The sequence below is a fragment of the Pseudomonas sp. ICMP 8385 genome (assembly GCF_002699915.1).
Classification (GTDB): Bacteria; Pseudomonadota; Gammaproteobacteria; order Pseudomonadales; family Pseudomonadaceae; genus Aquipseudomonas; species Aquipseudomonas gessardii.
Genome location: NZ_LKBY01000001.1, coordinates 472,767 through 488,677 on the forward strand (window position 1 = coordinate 472,767; position 15,911 = coordinate 488,677).

A 15,911-nucleotide genomic window follows, 5' to 3' on the forward strand; every position below is an offset into this window, starting at 1 on the left:
ACCTATCATTTTGGCGTAGACCCATTTCCAGGAGTTCCCCGTACATGAGCAACATGAACCACGAGCGTGTCCTCAGTGTTCATCACTGGAACGACACTCTGTTCAGCTTCAAGTGCACCCGCGACCCGGGCCTGCGCTTCGAGAACGGTCAGTTCGTGATGATCGGCCTGCAACAGCCCAACGGCCGCCCGCTCATGCGCGCTTACTCCATTGCCAGCCCGAACTGGGAAGAGCATCTGGAGTTCTTCAGCATCAAGGTCCCGGATGGCCCGCTGACTTCCCAATTGCAGCATTTGAAGGAAGGCGACGAGATCATCATCAGCAAAAAACCGACGGGCACCCTGGTGCTCGACGATTTGAAGCCAGGCAAGCACCTGTACCTGCTTAGCACGGGCACTGGCCTCGCCCCCTTCATGAGCGTGATCCAGGACCCGGAAACCTACGAGCGCTTTGAAAAAGTGATCCTGTGCCACGGCGTGCGTTACGTCAACGAAGTCGCGTATCGCGAGTTCATCACCGAGCACCTGCCGCAGAACGAGTTTTTCGGCGAGGCGCTGCGTGAAAAGTTGATCTACTACCCAACCGTGACCCGCGAGCCGTTTGAAAACGAAGGCCGCCTCACCGACCTGATGCGCAGTGGCAAACTGTTCAGCGATATCGGCCTGCCGCCGATCAATCCTGAAGACGACCGCGCCATGCTGTGTGGCAGCCCAAGCATGCTCGACGAGACCAGCGAAGTGCTGAACAGCTTCGGCCTGAAGGTTTCGCCACGCATGCGTGAGCCGGGTGATTATCTGATCGAGCGTGCCTTCGTCGAGAAGTAAGCACGACTCTAAAAATGTGGGGGCCTGCTTGTGTGGGAGCTGGCTTGCCTGCGATACAGGCACCGCGGTGTATCAGCTACATCACGGTGATGCCATCGTAGGCAAGCCAGCTCCCACACAAGCCCCCTCCCACATTTGGTTTCCGGTTTAGCCAGCCGCAACCACTTCAAGCACACAAATCACCCCAGCCTCGGGATAGTGCCAACGCACATCCACATCCCAGAACCGCACACCATATTCGCGCTCCGGCCCAGGCGTCTGATACGCCGGCCGTGGATCCTGCGCCAGGCATTGCTCAATCAGCTCCACCAGCGGCTCGCCCAGGCGCTGGGCGTGGGTGTGGGCCTGGTGCAGGGCGGTCTTGAGCCATTGCACGGGAATCAGCGGCGGCGCGCTGCTTGCGATGCTGTTGGTGGCCGTGTCGATGATATCGGCATAAGGCACATACGGTTTGATATCCAAGACCGGCGTGCCATCGAGCAGATCGATCCCGGAAATCCACAGCCGGCCCGGTTCTACCTTGTCCAGCTTTACCACTGACTGGCCAATGCCATTGGGGCGATGGGTCGCGCGGGTGGCGAATACGCCCATGGACGTATTGCCGCCCAGGCGCGGCGGGCGCACTTTCAGGCGTGGCTTGTCTTCCAGGGCCTGATGAAACAGGAACAGCAGCCATATATGGCTGACCTGCTCCAGGCCCTGCACGGCCTCACCCTGGTCGAACGGCGCCACCAGTTCCAGCACACCCCGGGCGGCAGGTGCCAGTTGCGGCTGGCGTGGGATGGCGAACTTCTCCTTGAAGCAGGAGCGTACGAAGCCCACGGGCGCGACGTTGTAACTCATGGCTTACGCGCGAACCCGCAGCGTCAGGCCCTTGAGAAAATTGCGCAGCAACTGGTCGCCACATGTGCGGTAGTTGGTGTGGCCGAACTTGCGGAACAGCGCGCTCAACTCAGGCTTGGATACCGGGAACTCGGCGGCCTTGAGGATGGCGTGCATGTCGTCTTCCTTGAGCTCGAAGGCCACGCGCAGCTTCTTGAGGATGATGTTGTTGGTCACCGGGGTTTCGATCGGCTGCGGTGGACGGCTTTCGTCCTTGCCGCGCTTGAAGATCACCAGGCCATCGAGGAAATGCGCCATGACCTCGTCCGGGCAGAACACAAAGCCTTCTTCCTCATCTTTCTTGAGGTACGTCAGCAGGTCTTCCTTGGTCACGTCCATGCCGCCGAGCTTGGTGATCTCGACCATCTTGTTGTCGCTGATGTCGAGCATGTAGCGCACGCTGCGCAGTACGTCGTTGTGAATCATGGTGGGCAATCCTGGTCTTCGACTGTAGACATCGCCCGGGCGGGCGATGTCGAGAGATAGGGCGGCTTAGAACTTTTCTTTGCCGGACATATAGCGCCATTGGCCGACCGGCACCTTGCCGATGGACACGCCGCCAATGCGGATGCGACGAATGGCGACAACTTTCAAGCCAATGGCTTCGCAGAACAGGGCGATGACGCCGGGCTGCGGGTTTTTCAGGGCAAAGCGCAGACGGTTCTCGTTCTGCCAGCTGGCTTTGACCGCAGGCAATTCCTTGCCTTTGTACATCAGACCGTGGGCGAGACGGTTCAGGCCGTGCTCTGCCACGTCGCCTGCGACTTCAACCACATATTCCTGCTCGATCTTGGCGGCGTCGGCCGTCAGCTTGCGCAGGATCTTCCAGTCCTGGGTAAACACCAACAGGCCGCTGGCCTTGGCTTGCAGGTCGGCGCTGGCGGTCAGGCGCAGGAAGTGGCCTTTGAGCGGGCGCTTGCTGAAGCGGTGTTCTTCGGACAGGGTCTCGGCGCTCAGGGACTGCATCGCGCTGTCGACATCCACGCCGGCCGGCGCATGAAACAGGATAGTCACAGGCTCTGGAGCCGTGGCCTTGGCCTCGGGATCAAGTTCGACTTTTTGTGTCGTGACCTTGAACTGCGGCTCATCGATCACTTCGCCATCCACCGAGACCCAGCCGCCTTCGATGAACAGCTCGGCCTCCCGACGGGAGCAACCGACCAGTTCGATAAGGCGTTTGGAGAGGCGTATGGGGTCAGTCATGACAAGGGCCGTAACAAAAGGGGGCCGCTATTGTACCTGCCTGGAGCCGGTTAATCCCGGCCCCATTTCAGTGCCGGGGCTTTTTGTGGGAGCAGGCTTGCCTGCGATGGCATCACCTCGGCATAGCTGATGCGCCAAGTTGCCAGTATCGCAGGCAAGCCAGCGTCTACAGGGTCAGCCGCTGCGTGTTTGCTGGACCTGGCGCAAACGCATATGCAGCAAAGGGTAGGGCTGCCCCATACCGTCATGCTCGGTACGCCCGATCACTTCAAAACCCTGCTTGAGGTAGAAGCCCAGGGCCTGGGGGTTTTGTTCGTTGACGTCCAGTTCATCGGCATTCATCGACGCAACCGCATAGTGCAGCAATTGCCGCCCCAGGCCCTGGCCCCGGTGTTGCGGGTCGATGAACAGCATCTCTACCTTGCCTGCCGCGACGCCGGCAAACCCGGTGATCCGTTGGCGCGCGTCCTTGGTACAGATCAGCATCACCGCGTCGAGGTAGCGCGTCAGCACCAGGTGTCCCAGGCGCTGGATGTAACTTTCCGGCAAGAAGTCATGGGTGGCCCGCACCGATGCCTCCCAGATCCGGGCCAGCTCCGGGTAGTCGCTGGTTTTCGGGGTGTGGATAACCGAGTGCTGGCCCATGCCCGCTGCTCCTTGCTGCTTGTTGGCGGTGATGGGGCAAACGATAGACCTAAAAAAGCCCCGCATCTTGTCCAGAAGCAGGGCTTTTTCAATTTTTTACAGCTTAGTCGCGTTTTTGCGCCCAGAGGTCGTACTCGTCGGCGTCGGTGACCGTGCACCAGACCTTGTCGCCAGGCTTGAGCCCGCTGGCATCGTCGATAAATACATTACCGTCGATTTCCGGTGCGTCGAAGAAGCAGCGGCCGACCGCGCCTTGCTCGTCCACTTCGTCGATCAGCACTTCGATTTCCTTGCCGATGCGCAGTTGCAGGCGGGCCGAGCTGATGGCCTGTTGATGGGCCATGAAGCGCTCCCAACGGTCCTGCTTGACGTCATCCGGCACCACTGCCAGGTCCAGCAGGTTGGCCGGGGCACCTTCCACCGGCGAGTACTGGAAGCAGCCGACGCGGTCCAGCTGGGCTTCGGTCAGCCAGTCCAGCAGGTACTGGAAGTCTTCTTCGGTTTCGCCGGGGAAGCCGACGATAAAGGTCGAGCGGATGATCAGCTCGGGGCAGATCTGGCGCCAGTTCTTGATGCGTGCCAGGGTCTTGTCTTCAAAGGCTGGGCGTTTCATGGCCTTGAGCACTTTGGGGCTGGCGTGTTGGAACGGGATGTCCAGGTACGGCAGGATCTTGCCGGCGGCCATCAAGGGGATCAGCTCGTCAACGTGCGGGTACGGGTACACGTAGTGCAGGCGCACCCACACCCCCAGGCTGCTCAAGGCTTCGCACAGTTCGGTCATGCGGGTTTTCACCGGCGCGCCGTTCCAGAAGCCGGTGCGGTATTTCACGTCGACACCGTAGGCGCTGGTGTCCTGGGAGATCACCAGCAGCTCTTTGACGCCGGACTTGACCAGGCGCTGGGCCTCGTCCAGTACATCGCCCACCGGGCGGCTGACCAGCTTGCCGCGCATCGACGGGATGATGCAGAAGCTGCAGCTGTGGTTGCAGCCTTCGGAAATCTTCAGGTACGCATAGTGGCGCGGGGTCAGCTTGATGCCCTGGGGTGGCACCAGGTCGATCAGCGGGTTGTGGTCCTGGCGCGGCGGCACCACGTCGTGCACGGCGTTGACTACCTGCTCGTACTGCTGCGGACCGGTCACGGCCAGCACGCTGGGGTGCACGTTGCGGATATTGCCTTCTTCCACACCCATGCAGCCGGTGACGATGACCTTGCCGTTTTCCTTGATGGCTTCGCCGATCACTTCCAGGGACTCTGCCTTGGCCGAGTCAATAAAGCCGCAGGTGTTGACCACCACCACGTCGGCGTCCTGGTAGGTGGACACGACGTCGTAGCCTTCCATGCGCAGTTGCGTGAGGATGCGCTCGGAGTCGACCAGAGCCTTCGGGCAACCCAGGGAAACAAAGCCAACCTTGGGGTTGGCTTTTGCGATGGTGGTGGACATGTCTAACCTCGGTATTGAATGACGCCGCCAGTCGGGCACGACAGGGCAGCGGATGGGCACTTGATATGCCTCTGATCAAAAAGTGCGCAATTCTAGCGACGGGAAACGCGCTTGACCAGCTTTATGCAGGGAAATACGACGAGTGCTGCGCTATGCTTCGCGCCAGTTGCACTGGGGCTAAGTCAGCAGTCAACAAATAATCTGTTACTAAAAGTACAGCGGCACATGCTGTGTATAGCTTAGCGTCGGGCTTAAGTGTATAGCTGTGCGGTTTATATAAGACCTCAGGTCAAAAGGGCAGGAGTGGTTGATGGGTCAGGCAAATAGTCAGGCGGCAAGTGCAGGGCATTCCAGCGCAAAGCCAATCGGCATGTTGGTGGCGGCAGTCGGGGTGGTCTACGGCGATATCGGCACCAGCCCGCTCTACACCCTTAAAGAGGTGTTTTCCGGCAGCTACGGGGTGCAGGTCAATCATGACGGGGTGCTGGGGATTCTGGCGCTGATTTTCTGGTCGCTGATCTGGGTGGTGTCCATCAAGTACATGCTGTTTGTGCTGCGCGCCGACAACCAGGGCGAGGGCGGCATCATGGCCCTGACGGCGCTGGCCCGACGGGCGGCAGGCAATCACCCGCGGCTGCGCAGTTTCCTGGTGGTGTGCGGGCTGTGTGGCGCGGCGCTGTTCTATGGCGACAGCATGATCACCCCGGCGATTTCCGTGTTGTCGGCCATCGAGGGCCTGGAGTTGGCGTTCGACGGCCTGGAGCATTGGGTTGTGCCTGTGTCGCTGGTGGTGCTGGTGGCTTTGTTCCTGATCCAGAAGCATGGCACCGATCGCATCGGCAAGCTGTTCGGGCCGGTGATGGTCACCTGGTTTTTAGTGCTGGGCGGCCTGGGTATCTATGGCATCGTCCAGCACCCCGAAGTGCTTAATGCGATGAACCCGGTGTGGGGCGTGCGCTTCTTCATGGTCCATCCGGGCATCGGCGTGGCGATCCTCGGCGCCGTGGTGCTGGCCTTGACCGGGGCCGAGGCGTTGTATGCCGACATGGGGCATTTCGGCCGCAAACCCATTGCCCGCGCCTGGTTTATCCTGGTGCTGCCGGCCCTGGTGCTCAACTATTTCGGCCAGGGTGCGATACTGCTGGGCGACCCCGAGGCCGCGCGCAACCCGTTCTATCTGCTGGCGCCAAGCTGGGCGCTGCTGCCCCTGGTGGGCTTGTCCACCCTGGCCACGGTGATTGCTTCCCAGGCGGTGATTTCCGGTGCGTTCTCGTTGACGCGCCAGGCGATCCAGCTCGGCTACATCCCGCGCATGCATATCCAGCACACCTCCAGCGCCGAGCAGGGCCAGATCTATATTGGCGCGGTGAACTGGTCGCTGATGGTCGGCGTGATCCTGCTGGTGCTGGGCTTCGAGTCCTCGGGCGCCCTGGCCTCGGCTTACGGGGTGGCGGTGACCGGGACCATGCTGATGACCACCATCCTTGTCTCCGCCGTGATGCTGTTGCTGTGGAAATGGCCGCCGGTCCTGGCTGTGCCGGTGTTGCTGGGCTTTTTACTGGTGGATGGCCTGTTCTTTGCGGCCAACGTGCCGAAGGTGGTGCAGGGCGGTGCGTTCCCGGTATTGGCGGGGATCGTGCTGTTTGTGCTGATGACCACCTGGAAGCGTGGCAAGCAATTGCTGGTCGAGCGCCTGGACGAGGGCGGGTTGCCGCTGCCGATCTTTATCGGCAGCATCCGCGTGCAGCCGCCCCATCGCGTGCAGGGCACGGCGGTGTTCCTGACTGCCCGCCCGGATGCGGTGCCCCACGCCTTGCTGCATAACCTGTTGCATAACCAGGTGCTGCACGAGCAGGTGGTGCTGCTGACGGTGGTCTATGAAGACATCCCGCGCGTGCCGGCCCAGCGCCGCTTCGAGGTGGACTCCTATGGCGACGGCTTCTTCCGGGTGATCCTGCACTTCGGCTTTACCGATGAGCCAGACGTGCCCGAGGCGCTGAAGCTGTGCCATTTGGACGACCTGGACTTCAGCCCCATGCGCACCACCTACTTCCTCAGCCGCGAGACGGTCATCGCCTCCAAGCTCGAAGGCATGGCGCGCTGGCGCGAAGGGCTGTTTGCTTTCATGCTCAAGAATGCCAACGGCAACCTGCGTTTCTTCAAGCTGCCGGTGAACCGGGTGATTGAGCTGGGGACCCAGGTAGAAATGTAGGCCCTGTTAAACATAAAACCGCGATGGGCTGTATGCCATCGCGGTTTTTTTTGGCCTGCCGATCTGTGGCGGACTCATTGCCTTTTAAAGCCCGGGGGTGTGCTAACGTCTTTTTATCCAAGTTTGTCGTCTGGCCCATGAGGATCCACTGTTAGGGAAAACCAAAGATGAAACGCGCACTCTCAGGATTGCTGTCAGGCATCACGCTTTTAGTCGTAGGTTGTTCGTCCAGCACCATGGAGACACCGCCTGTCGTCCCCCAGGCACTGCAGTTCGCCGACTCACACTTCCATCCTTCCAACTACGCCTATCAGGGCATTTCACTGAAGTCATTGTTGTCGGATTATTTATCGGCCAGCGTGGTCCGTTCGGTGGTGATGCCGCTGCCGTTGCAGCAGCGCTGGGACAGTTTTGAAAATTATCAGGTGACGGACCCTTCCGGCCGTTTGTATGGCGCCAATTACTACATCGGTCCCAGGGCGGACTTGTACTACTACGCCTTCGCGGACGCGATGTATGCCAGGGAGTACCTGCAGCTGTCCCCGGCGGAGCAGGGTCGGCTGGACCTTATGATTACCGGCTTCAACCCCATGGATCGCTATGGGGCCCAGCACATCAAGCGGGTGCTGCTGACCTTCCCGGGGGCGTTTGCCGGTATTGGGGAGTTCACGGTGCATAAGGAGCTGGTGTCACGCAAGATCGCCGGCGAGACCATCCGCAGCACAGCCACCGTGCCGCTGCCCCCCGACCTCGATAAGAAAGGCACGATGTCGCTGTATGCGCAGTCCCTGGCCGACCTGCTGAAGGTGGCCGAAGAGACCGGCCTGGTGGTGACGCTGCACAACGACTTGTACCAGACCGAAGTCAACTACGACGGCACTGTGGAAGCGATTTACCCTGACAGGACCTACGAGGCGGCTCTCAAGCATTTGTGCAGCACCGCGCCCCAGGCCTCGGTGATCTGGGCGCACACCGGGCTGGGCCGTTATGTAAAGCCGACGTCCAGCCACTTGAAGACCGTTGCCCGCATCCTGGACAGCTGCCCGGCATGGGTGGTGGATATTTCCTGGGATCTGGTCCAGGAGAGCATCATCCACCCGGGGCCTGGCATGCCGCCGGTCAATGAGTGGATCGGTTTTTTCAATCAATACAGCAGTCGGGTGTTATGGGGCTCCGATACGGTGATGTTCAGCAAAAACACACTGGAACTGCCGGATAAGGTGGTGCCTGGCCAGCGCCTCACGGTCGAACAGTACCTGGCGCTTCCCGAGCTGATTCGGCCACTGTTCAGTCGACTGCCGCCGCAGGTCGCGGAAAAAATCAGCCATGGCAACTATGTGCGCCTGTTTGATGAGGCGCGGCGCAAGGTGCGAGCCTGGGAGGCCAGTCACGCGCAGGATGATGTGTGGGATCTTGCCGGGCCGTCGGCAGCGGTGCGCTGAGGCCTGCAAAAAAGCCCCCGTTGCCGGTGGCAGCGGGGGCTTTTTTATGGGTGACCGATTACATCAGGCGTTACTCAGCCTTGGCCTGGCGCTTCTCGATGATCTCCACCAGGCGCTTGGCCAGCGCCGGATAGTTCTCGTCGAAGTGATGGCCACCCGGAAGCTTCATGGCTTGGCCCACAGCGCTCTTGTCGGTACAGCCGCTCTCGTCCACCTCTTCCTCGCCATAGATGCACACCACCTTGGCGGCAGGCAGCCGGGCCATTTCCGGGCCGGTGGCGGCTTCCTTGCCGGCATTGCCCAGCCAGCCTTCCACTTCGATCTCGAAGCTGCCGGTGCGGGCAAAGGCCAGCAGGATTATGGCGTCTACCCGCTGCTGCTCGGCTTCCGGCAGGCGGTTATAGATGGCTGGCAATACATCGGCGCCGAACGAATACCCGGTCAGCACAAAACGCTTGGAGCCCCATTTCTGCCGATAGTGCTGCATCAGCTCGGTCAGGTCCTTGGCGCTCTGTTCCGGGCTTTTGTGCTGCCAGTAGTAGCGCAGGGTATCGATGCCTACCACCGGGTAGCCGATCTTCGCCATCTCGCCGGCCACGTCGCGGTCCAGGTCGCGCCAGCCGCCGTCGCCGGAGAGGAACAGGGTCACGGTGTCCTTGGCCTGGCCGGCCGGCACTTCGACCACCGGGATCGCCAGGCCGCCATTGTCCGAACCCACCAGCTGCTTGCGCAGTTCGTTGTTCAGCACCTGTGGGTAGTTGATGTCGTAGTCGCTGATGCTGGTGGTGGCGCGCGGGGTGTCGCGTACGAAGCTGGCGCTTTCGTCGTCAGGGTTATCGTTCCAGGCCACCAGCCAGTTGCCGTGCGCAGCGGTCTTGGGCAGCGGGTCCTTGCAGCCTTCCTGGACCAGGGCAAAGCCTACGGAGATGGCGTTGGCCTTGTCGTCGTTCTGCGTTGCCAGCCAGCGCCAGGCCAGTGCCGCGCCAGGGCCGATGCCGCTGACCAGGGTGGCCGGGCCCTTGAGCTGGCCTAGGGCCGCTTGCAGGGCTTGTTCCTGCAGTTTGCAGTCTTCCTTGGGTAGGATCACTTGCACGATCTGGGCACTACCGCCCCGGCTCAAGGCAATCAGCTGGTTGTCGGTAAGGCTGGCGTCGGCCAGCACGGCGACCGCTACGCGGGCCTTGATCGTGGTGCCAGGGGTCACCCGGGTCAGGGTCGAACCGTCGGCCTGGGGCAGTTGCTCCAGGGTCGGCAGGGGAGCGGGGCGGTTCCAGTACCAGTAGCCGCCACCCAGGATCAGGGCCAGCGCCACCAGACTTACCAATACATATCGCCAGGAGCGTCGAATCATCAGCGTTTCACCAATCCAGTCAAGCCGCCCGCGATCAGGGCGGCGGTATCGGCCAGTGCCACCAGCGGATCAAGTCCTGCGGGCACGGCCATGTAACGAGGTTCCCAGTCAGGCTGGAACTTGTCTTTGAAGCGGCGCAAACCTTGGAAGTTATACAGTTGCTCGCCACGGCGGAACACCATCGAGCCCAGGCGCTGGGTCAGCGGTGCGCCACGGCGTGGCTGCAGGCCCGACAACGGCACCATGCCGAGGCTAAAGCGTGCATAGTTGTGGCTCTTATAGTGCTGGATCAAGCCGATCATCATGAACTCCATGGTCAGCTTTGGCGCCTCGGGGTGCGCGCGCATCAGGTCGAGGCTGGCCAGGTCATGGCTGTAGGTCTCCAGCAGGTTGGCGAAGGCCACCGGCTGCCCCTCAAAGCGAATCACCGCAATGCGAAAATGCTTGAGGTACTCGTCGCTGAAACGCCCCAGGGAGAAGCCCTTTTCCCGCACGTTCTTGCCGGTCAGCCAGGCATCGGAAATGACTTTCAATGCCGCCATCGGCGCCTGGCCCGGCTCGAAGATTTCCAGGGACAGGCCGTCCCGGGTCCCGCGGTTCCAGGTGTAGCGCAAATCCTTCATCTCTTTGCCCTTGGCTTCCAGGTCAAAGCGCTTGAGATCGACCCGGGCTTCTTCGCCCAGCTTGATCGCGGTCAGGCCGATGTCCATATAGAAGGGCAGGTTCTCGGCGCGCACCTGGTAGAACACCGGGCGGGCGTGATGAATGTCGCACAGGTCGCGGAACTGCCAGATCATTTCGGCCCGTGGCTGGGTCGGGCCGATCGGGTCGTACAGCGCCACCAGGCTGCGGCCGCGCCGGGCGTACATCAGGAAGGCTTCGTCGTTGGGGTGGAACAGCAGGGCCTTGTCGCCGGTCAGGGCCAGGCCGCCATCGGGCTGCGACGAAGCCATCAGGATCTTGGTGGCGCGCTCCAGCTCATCGGCGGTCGGCAGGTGGATCACCGGGCGAGCGGTGCGCAACAGCCAGGTCAGCGACACAATCACCAGCAGGATGGCGGCGCCCAGCAGCGAGCGCAGGCCACGCGGGGCATTGGCGTCGAGGGTGAACTGCCACCACAGTTGATGGCTATAAGGCACGTCCTGATAGGCAAACAGCAGCAGCCAGATCGACGCGCCGAGCACGCAGACGCTGGCGACCAGGTACAGCGGCGAGAAGGGCAGTTCGGTCAGGCGGCTGGCGCGGTAGAACGAGCGCCGGAAGATCGCCAGCAGCACGGCGGTTGTGGTCATCAGGCTGGCTTCTTCCCAGTCGAAGCCTTTGAGCAGTGAAAGCAGGGCGCCTACCAGCAATAGCACCATGGTCAGCATCCAGGCTGCCGACAGGCGCCGACGCAGGCCCTGGGCCAGTAGCAGGCACAGCACGCCGATCAGGCTGGCGCCAAAGTGCGAGGCGTCAATCAGGCGGTGGGGAATCAGGAAGCCGATGTTTTCCAGGCGCGAGTCGATTTCCGGGGTGGCGCCGGAGAACAGCAGCACCACCCCGGACAAAAAAACCAGCACGGCCAACACCGGTGCCGCGAGGCCGGATGCCACCCGCAGGCTCTGTTGGGTCTGGAACAGACGCTGGGCTTCGCTGATCAGCAGGAAGATGCACGCGATCAACAGCGGCAACACCACGTAAATCATGCGGTACAGCAGCAAGGCGGCGGCCAGCGGCGCGGCGCCGAGCTTGTCGGCAAACGCGGCCAGCAGGATCGCCTCGAACACACCGACCCCGCCAGGCACATGGCTGAGCACACCCGCCGCGAGCGCCAGCAGGTACACCAGCAGGAACGGGCCAAACGGCGGGGCTTCCGGCAGCAACAGATAGAGAACGGTAGCAGCGGCGGCGACGTCCAGCGCGGTGATGATCAGTTGCAGGAAGGTCAGGCGGCGCCCGGGCAGGCGCAAGGTGCGGCGGCCGACCCTGACCAGCAGGTTGTCGGGGTAGGGCTGTTCTGGCAGGCGGCGGCGATAAATCCCGATGCACAGCACGGTCGAGAGCAGCAGCACCGCCCCCGCGATCCCACCGAGCAGCGCGGCGGGCAGATGCAGGGCGTTGGAGGCGGCCGGCAGGTTGCTCAAGGTCGCCAGGGCGGCGAGCGGCGGCAGGGCGCAACCCAGGGCCAGGCTGGCAAACACGGTCATATGGGCCACTTCCGAGGCCCCGATGCCATGCCGTGCATAGAGACGGTAGCGCACCGAGCCGCCGGACAGCATCGACAGGCCAATCGCATTGCCAATGGCGAACGCGGTAAAGCCGCCGTAGGCCAGGGTCTTGGCCGGCAGTTTTACCCCGGCGTAGCGTGCGCCGGAAAATTCGTAGCCCAATAGAATGATGAAGCCGGCGATCGCGGCGGCAAAGGCGCCCAGCAGGGAGGGCTTCGGCACTTCCAGGATCGAGTCGTGGAGGGCGTACAGATCAAGCTCAAGCAGCAAGTGGCGGCAGGCGATCAAGGCAATGGCAAACAGCAGCAGGGTGACCGCCAGCCCAATGGGTTGGCGATACTTGCTCAACAGATCCAGCCAGCGCAGGCGGGTGGGGGCGATCGGTTGAGTGACTGTGACGGTGTCTTGTGGTTCAGACGAATTGGCGCGCATCAATCACCTCGTGGATTGTGCGCGACAGGATGGGGGTATCCAGCCAAGTTACCAATCCCTATGTACAAAATAATTACAAATAGTAACGCGGATCGCCAGGGTCGGCGACAGCATCTATTGGTCGCGCAAAGATGGGCTCGACACTTGAGCATAGCCTGCAAACGGATGGACTCCGAAACCCATGAGCGGTTTCATGAAAGATGCCATGCCATTGTTTCAAAAGAACTTTTTCTTCAGGCACAAAAAAGGCCACTCTTTCGAGTAGCCTTTTTTGATGTTTGGTTGCGGGAGCCGGATTTGAACCGACGACCTTCGGGTTATGAGCCCGACGAGCTACCAGACTGCTCCATCCCGCGTCTGTGGGCGGCATTCTACAGTGCAACGACGAGGTGTCAACCGTTAATGACATAAAGGGCAAAATAACTGCCAATTAACCTAAGTGCTCGATTGAAAACGACTTTTCACTCCACCGGCACATCGCCAGGGGCCGCAGGGCAAAAACCTGCGCGCACAAAAAAGGCCACTCTTTCGAGTAGCCTTTCTTGATGTTTGGTTGCGGGAGCCGGATTTGAACCGACGACCTTCGGGTTATGAGCCCGACGAGCTACCAGACTGCTCCATCCCGCGTCTGTGTGTCGGCATTCTACAGAGGAATGCCGGGGTGTCAACCGCTGATTTCAAGAAAAGCGCTTTTGCTTCAATCGCTTAGCTCTCCAAGTCGGTGGCTGAAAGGGGTTGGGGCCAGTCTGGCCGTGGCCTCCAGCTCTATTGGGACGTAGTCTTCGATTGAAAAAATGAATTCATCCAGGGTTTTTCCTACCGCTTTGTCAGATGATTCAAAGTACTGGTGCTATATACAGGTGTGAGTGCGATACTGGCGATCTGTCCACTTTATGTCCTGATCACGCCTCTCTTTATATGACGCAGCGCAAAATCATCCATGTTGACTGTGATTGCTTCTACGCTGCCATCGAAATGCGGGATAACCCGAGCCTGGCGCAAAAGCCCCTGGCGGTAGGCGGCTCGGCGGACCGGCGCGGGGTGATCGCCACCTGCAACTACGAGGCGCGGGCCTACGGTGTGCGTTCGGCCATGTCTTCGCGCCATGCATTGAAGCTGTGTCCCGACCTGACCATCGTCAAGCCGCGCATGGATGCCTATAAAGAAGCGTCGAAGGAAATCCAGACGATTTTCCGTGACTACACCGACCTGATCGAGCCACTGTCGCTGGATGAAGCCTATTTGGATGTTTCTGATTGCGCACATTTCGGCGGCAGTGCCACGCGCATTGCCCAGGATATCCGCCGGCGGGTCTCCAACCAGTTACACATCACCGTTTCGGCGGGGGTGGCGCCCAACAAGTTTTTGGCCAAGATCGCCAGCGACTGGAAAAAGCCCAATGGGCTGTTTGTGGTCACCCCGGACCAGGTGGAAGACTTCGTATCGCAGCTGCCGGTGAGCAAGTTGCATGGCGTCGGCAAGGTTACCGCCGACAAGCTGGCACGGCTGGGGATCGAGGACTGCCTGCAATTGCGCGAGTGGAACAAGCTGGCGCTGGTACGGGAATTCGGCAGTTTCGGCGAGCGGTTATGGAGTTTGGCGCGTGGGATTGATGAACGTGCGGTGCACAACGACAGCCGCCGGCAATCGATCAGTGTAGAGAACACCTACGATGTCGATTTGCCGGACCTGCCCAGTTGCCTGGCAAAACTCCCGGAACTGATGGAAACCCTGGCCGGGCGCATGCAGCGTATCGACAGCAGTTATCGGCCGGGCAAACCCTTTGTCAAAGTGAAGTTTCATGACTTTACCCAGACTACCCTGGAACAGGCGGGGGCGGGGCGGGACCTGGAGAGTTACCAGCAGTTGTTGACCCAGGCGTTCAATCGGGGGGGCAAACCGGTGCGGTTGCTGGGGATTGGTGTGCGCTTGCTCGATTTGAGCGGGGGGAATGAACAGCTGGAGCTGCCCTGGTAGACGGCTGGAGGTGGGCTTTATGTGGGAGCAGGCTTGTGTGGGAGCGGGCTTGCCCTAATGCCAGTCAGTTAAGCGGATTCTGCTTTCTGTAGGAGCGAGCTTGCTCGCGAAGGACGTCAACGATAACGCGTGTTTGCTAGGTAAACGCGGCGCTCTCAAGTTCTTCGCGAGCAAGCTCGCTCCTACAAAAAGGCTTAACTGACTGGCATTAGGGCTTGCCCGCGATGGCGGTGGGGCAGCGACAAATACATCGACTGACAGTCTGCAATCGCGGGCAAGCCCGCTCCCACACAAGCCCGCTCTCATATTTTGATATTTGCCAGAGCTCAGCGGGTACCGGGATCCGCCACCAGCCGGCCGCCATCCTGGGTCAGCGCCTTGAGAAATTCCTGCTGCAACTCGGGGTCGTTGCGGGTCAGTTCAATCAGGCTCTGTTCCAGTTCGCTGGCTTCTTCTTCCAGGCCCAGCTCCGACAAGCGCTTGACCCGATGCACCCATTGGCTGACTTCGTCATCCTCCAGGTCGTCGTAGATCAAGGCATGGGCTTCCAGCAGCTTGCCGCGCAGGGTGCTGCTGATGGCCAGGGATGAGTCCGAATGCACATCGTCCTGGGCATCTTCAATGCTGATTCGCAACGTACGCACCTGGCTCAGGTCCTGCTCGGCAAACGGGCTGTCCAACAGGTTCAGGCGCAGGACGCCGTTGCGGTCGGTGGTCATCTCGTGGGTCTGCTTGCCGGCCTTTACCTGCACCGGTCGCTCGCTCCACGGCAGGCTGGTGTATTCCAGGCGGCGGTCGCGCTGGATTTCATCAATGCCTGCCAGGTTCTGTTGCGCCCGGCCATGGGACTGCACGTTCATGAACGGGTTGAGCCCGGCCACGCCGTAACTGATCCAGTCATGGGTCATGCTGTCGGGCAGGTTGCCCAGGGCAAAGATGTTGGCCACGTTGGCCCCGGCGCCCGCCACGACAGCCACGGCGCCCAGCGGGATCTCATAGAGTTCGCGCCAGGGTTGGTAGGGCGTGTAGCGATCATAGCGGCGCGTGACTTCAAACTCAGTGACTTCAAAAGTCCGCTGTTCATGAATACGCACACGGCGTTGCGGCAGCTCAAGCACTTTGGGTTCGCCGACATCGATCTGCAGGCTGTGGTCGAGCAATTTGCGCTCGATCCGTTCCTCGTGCTCGCTACGCTGCGACATGTGATTGGCGCAGCCGCTGACCAGTAGGGCGCCGCACAAGGCGACGCCCCCCAGGGCTTTGGTGTTTCGCTTGAACATGACTTCTCT

General features: G+C 60.9%; 12 protein-coding genes and 2 tRNA genes. 4 read left to right on the forward strand and 10 right to left on the reverse strand.

Annotated elements, in window-relative coordinates; all coding sequences use genetic code 11:
* Positions 1 to 44: 44 nt before the first annotated feature.
* Positions 45 to 824, forward strand: a complete 780-nt coding sequence (fpr, locus tag AO268_RS02320; RefSeq protein WP_003172178.1) for a ferredoxin-NADP reductase — start codon at positions 45 to 47, stop codon at positions 822 to 824.
* A gap of 147 nt (positions 825 to 971) precedes the next feature.
* On the opposite strand, the gene tsaA is transcribed toward fpr, so the two are convergent.
* The 5 genes from tsaA to rimO all read right to left on the reverse strand — a co-directional run bounded on the left by tsaA (position 972) and on the right by rimO (position 4,998).
* The gene (tsaA, locus tag AO268_RS02325) at positions 972 to 1,667 is read right to left on the reverse strand and encodes a tRNA (N6-threonylcarbamoyladenosine(37)-N6)-methyltransferase TrmO (RefSeq protein ID WP_099167800.1); all 696 of its coding nucleotides are present in this window, start codon (positions 1,665 to 1,667) and stop codon (positions 972 to 974) included.
* A 3-nt stretch (positions 1,668 to 1,670) separates the two neighbouring features.
* Positions 1,671 to 2,132, reverse strand: coding sequence for a DUF1456 family protein (locus AO268_RS02330; RefSeq protein ID WP_076961821.1), 462 nt, complete (start codon positions 2,130 to 2,132; stop codon positions 1,671 to 1,673).
* A gap of 66 nt (positions 2,133 to 2,198) precedes the next feature.
* Positions 2,199 to 2,909: an rRNA pseudouridine synthase gene (locus AO268_RS02335; protein WP_076961822.1), complete on the reverse strand. Its 711-nt coding sequence runs from the start codon at positions 2,907 to 2,909 to the stop codon at positions 2,199 to 2,201.
* Between the two features lie 174 nt (positions 2,910 to 3,083).
* A complete protein-coding gene (locus AO268_RS02340) occupies positions 3,084 to 3,554 on the reverse strand; it encodes a GNAT family N-acetyltransferase (protein ID WP_099167801.1) in 471 nt (156 codons plus the stop codon).
* A gap of 103 nt (positions 3,555 to 3,657) precedes the next feature.
* A complete protein-coding gene (gene rimO, locus AO268_RS02345) occupies positions 3,658 to 4,998 on the reverse strand; it encodes a 30S ribosomal protein S12 methylthiotransferase RimO (RefSeq protein WP_076961824.1) in 1,341 nt (446 codons plus the stop codon).
* Positions 4,999 to 5,308: 310 nt separating this feature from the next.
* Here rimO and AO268_RS02355 point away from each other — a divergent pair, with 310 nt between their 5' ends.
* Together AO268_RS02355 and AO268_RS02360 are read left to right on the forward strand one after the other, a co-directional pair.
* Entirely contained in the window at positions 5,309 to 7,210 is a 1,902-nt protein-coding gene (locus tag AO268_RS02355; RefSeq protein ID WP_076961832.1) for a potassium transporter Kup, read from the forward strand.
* A 167-nt stretch (positions 7,211 to 7,377) separates the two neighbouring features.
* Positions 7,378 to 8,652, forward strand: coding sequence for a hypothetical protein (locus AO268_RS02360; protein WP_141562769.1), 1,275 nt, complete (start codon positions 7,378 to 7,380; stop codon positions 8,650 to 8,652).
* A 70-nt stretch (positions 8,653 to 8,722) separates the two neighbouring features.
* Here the strand turns inward: AO268_RS02360 and AO268_RS02365 are convergent, their stop codons facing one another.
* The 4 genes from AO268_RS02365 to AO268_RS02380 form a co-directional block, all read right to left on the reverse strand.
* The gene (locus tag AO268_RS02365; RefSeq protein ID WP_099167804.1) at positions 8,723 to 10,003 is read right to left on the reverse strand and encodes a virulence factor family protein; all 1,281 of its coding nucleotides are present in this window, start codon (positions 10,001 to 10,003) and stop codon (positions 8,723 to 8,725) included.
* Positions 10,003 to 12,645: a bifunctional lysylphosphatidylglycerol flippase/synthetase MprF gene (gene mprF, locus AO268_RS02370; RefSeq protein ID WP_099167805.1), complete on the reverse strand. Its 2,643-nt coding sequence runs from the start codon at positions 12,643 to 12,645 to the stop codon at positions 10,003 to 10,005. The genes AO268_RS02365 and mprF overlap by 1 nt, the downstream gene beginning before the upstream one ends.
* Positions 12,646 to 12,924: 279 nt before the next feature.
* A tRNA-Met gene (locus AO268_RS02375) sits at positions 12,925 to 13,001 on the reverse strand.
* Between the two features lie 194 nt (positions 13,002 to 13,195).
* A tRNA-Met gene (locus AO268_RS02380) sits at positions 13,196 to 13,272 on the reverse strand.
* Positions 13,273 to 13,563: 291 nt separating this feature from the next.
* Between AO268_RS02380 and dinB the strand changes: the two genes are divergently transcribed.
* Positions 13,564 to 14,622, forward strand: a complete 1,059-nt coding sequence (gene dinB, locus AO268_RS02385) for a DNA polymerase IV (protein ID WP_099167806.1) — start codon at positions 13,564 to 13,566, stop codon at positions 14,620 to 14,622.
* Positions 14,623 to 14,948: 326 nt separating this feature from the next.
* On the opposite strand, the gene AO268_RS02390 is transcribed toward dinB, so the two are convergent.
* Complete coding sequence (locus tag AO268_RS02390; protein WP_076961837.1) at positions 14,949 to 15,902, reverse strand: hypothetical protein; 954 nt, start codon at positions 15,900 to 15,902, stop codon at positions 14,949 to 14,951.
* Between the last annotated feature and the right edge of the window lie 9 nt (positions 15,903 to 15,911).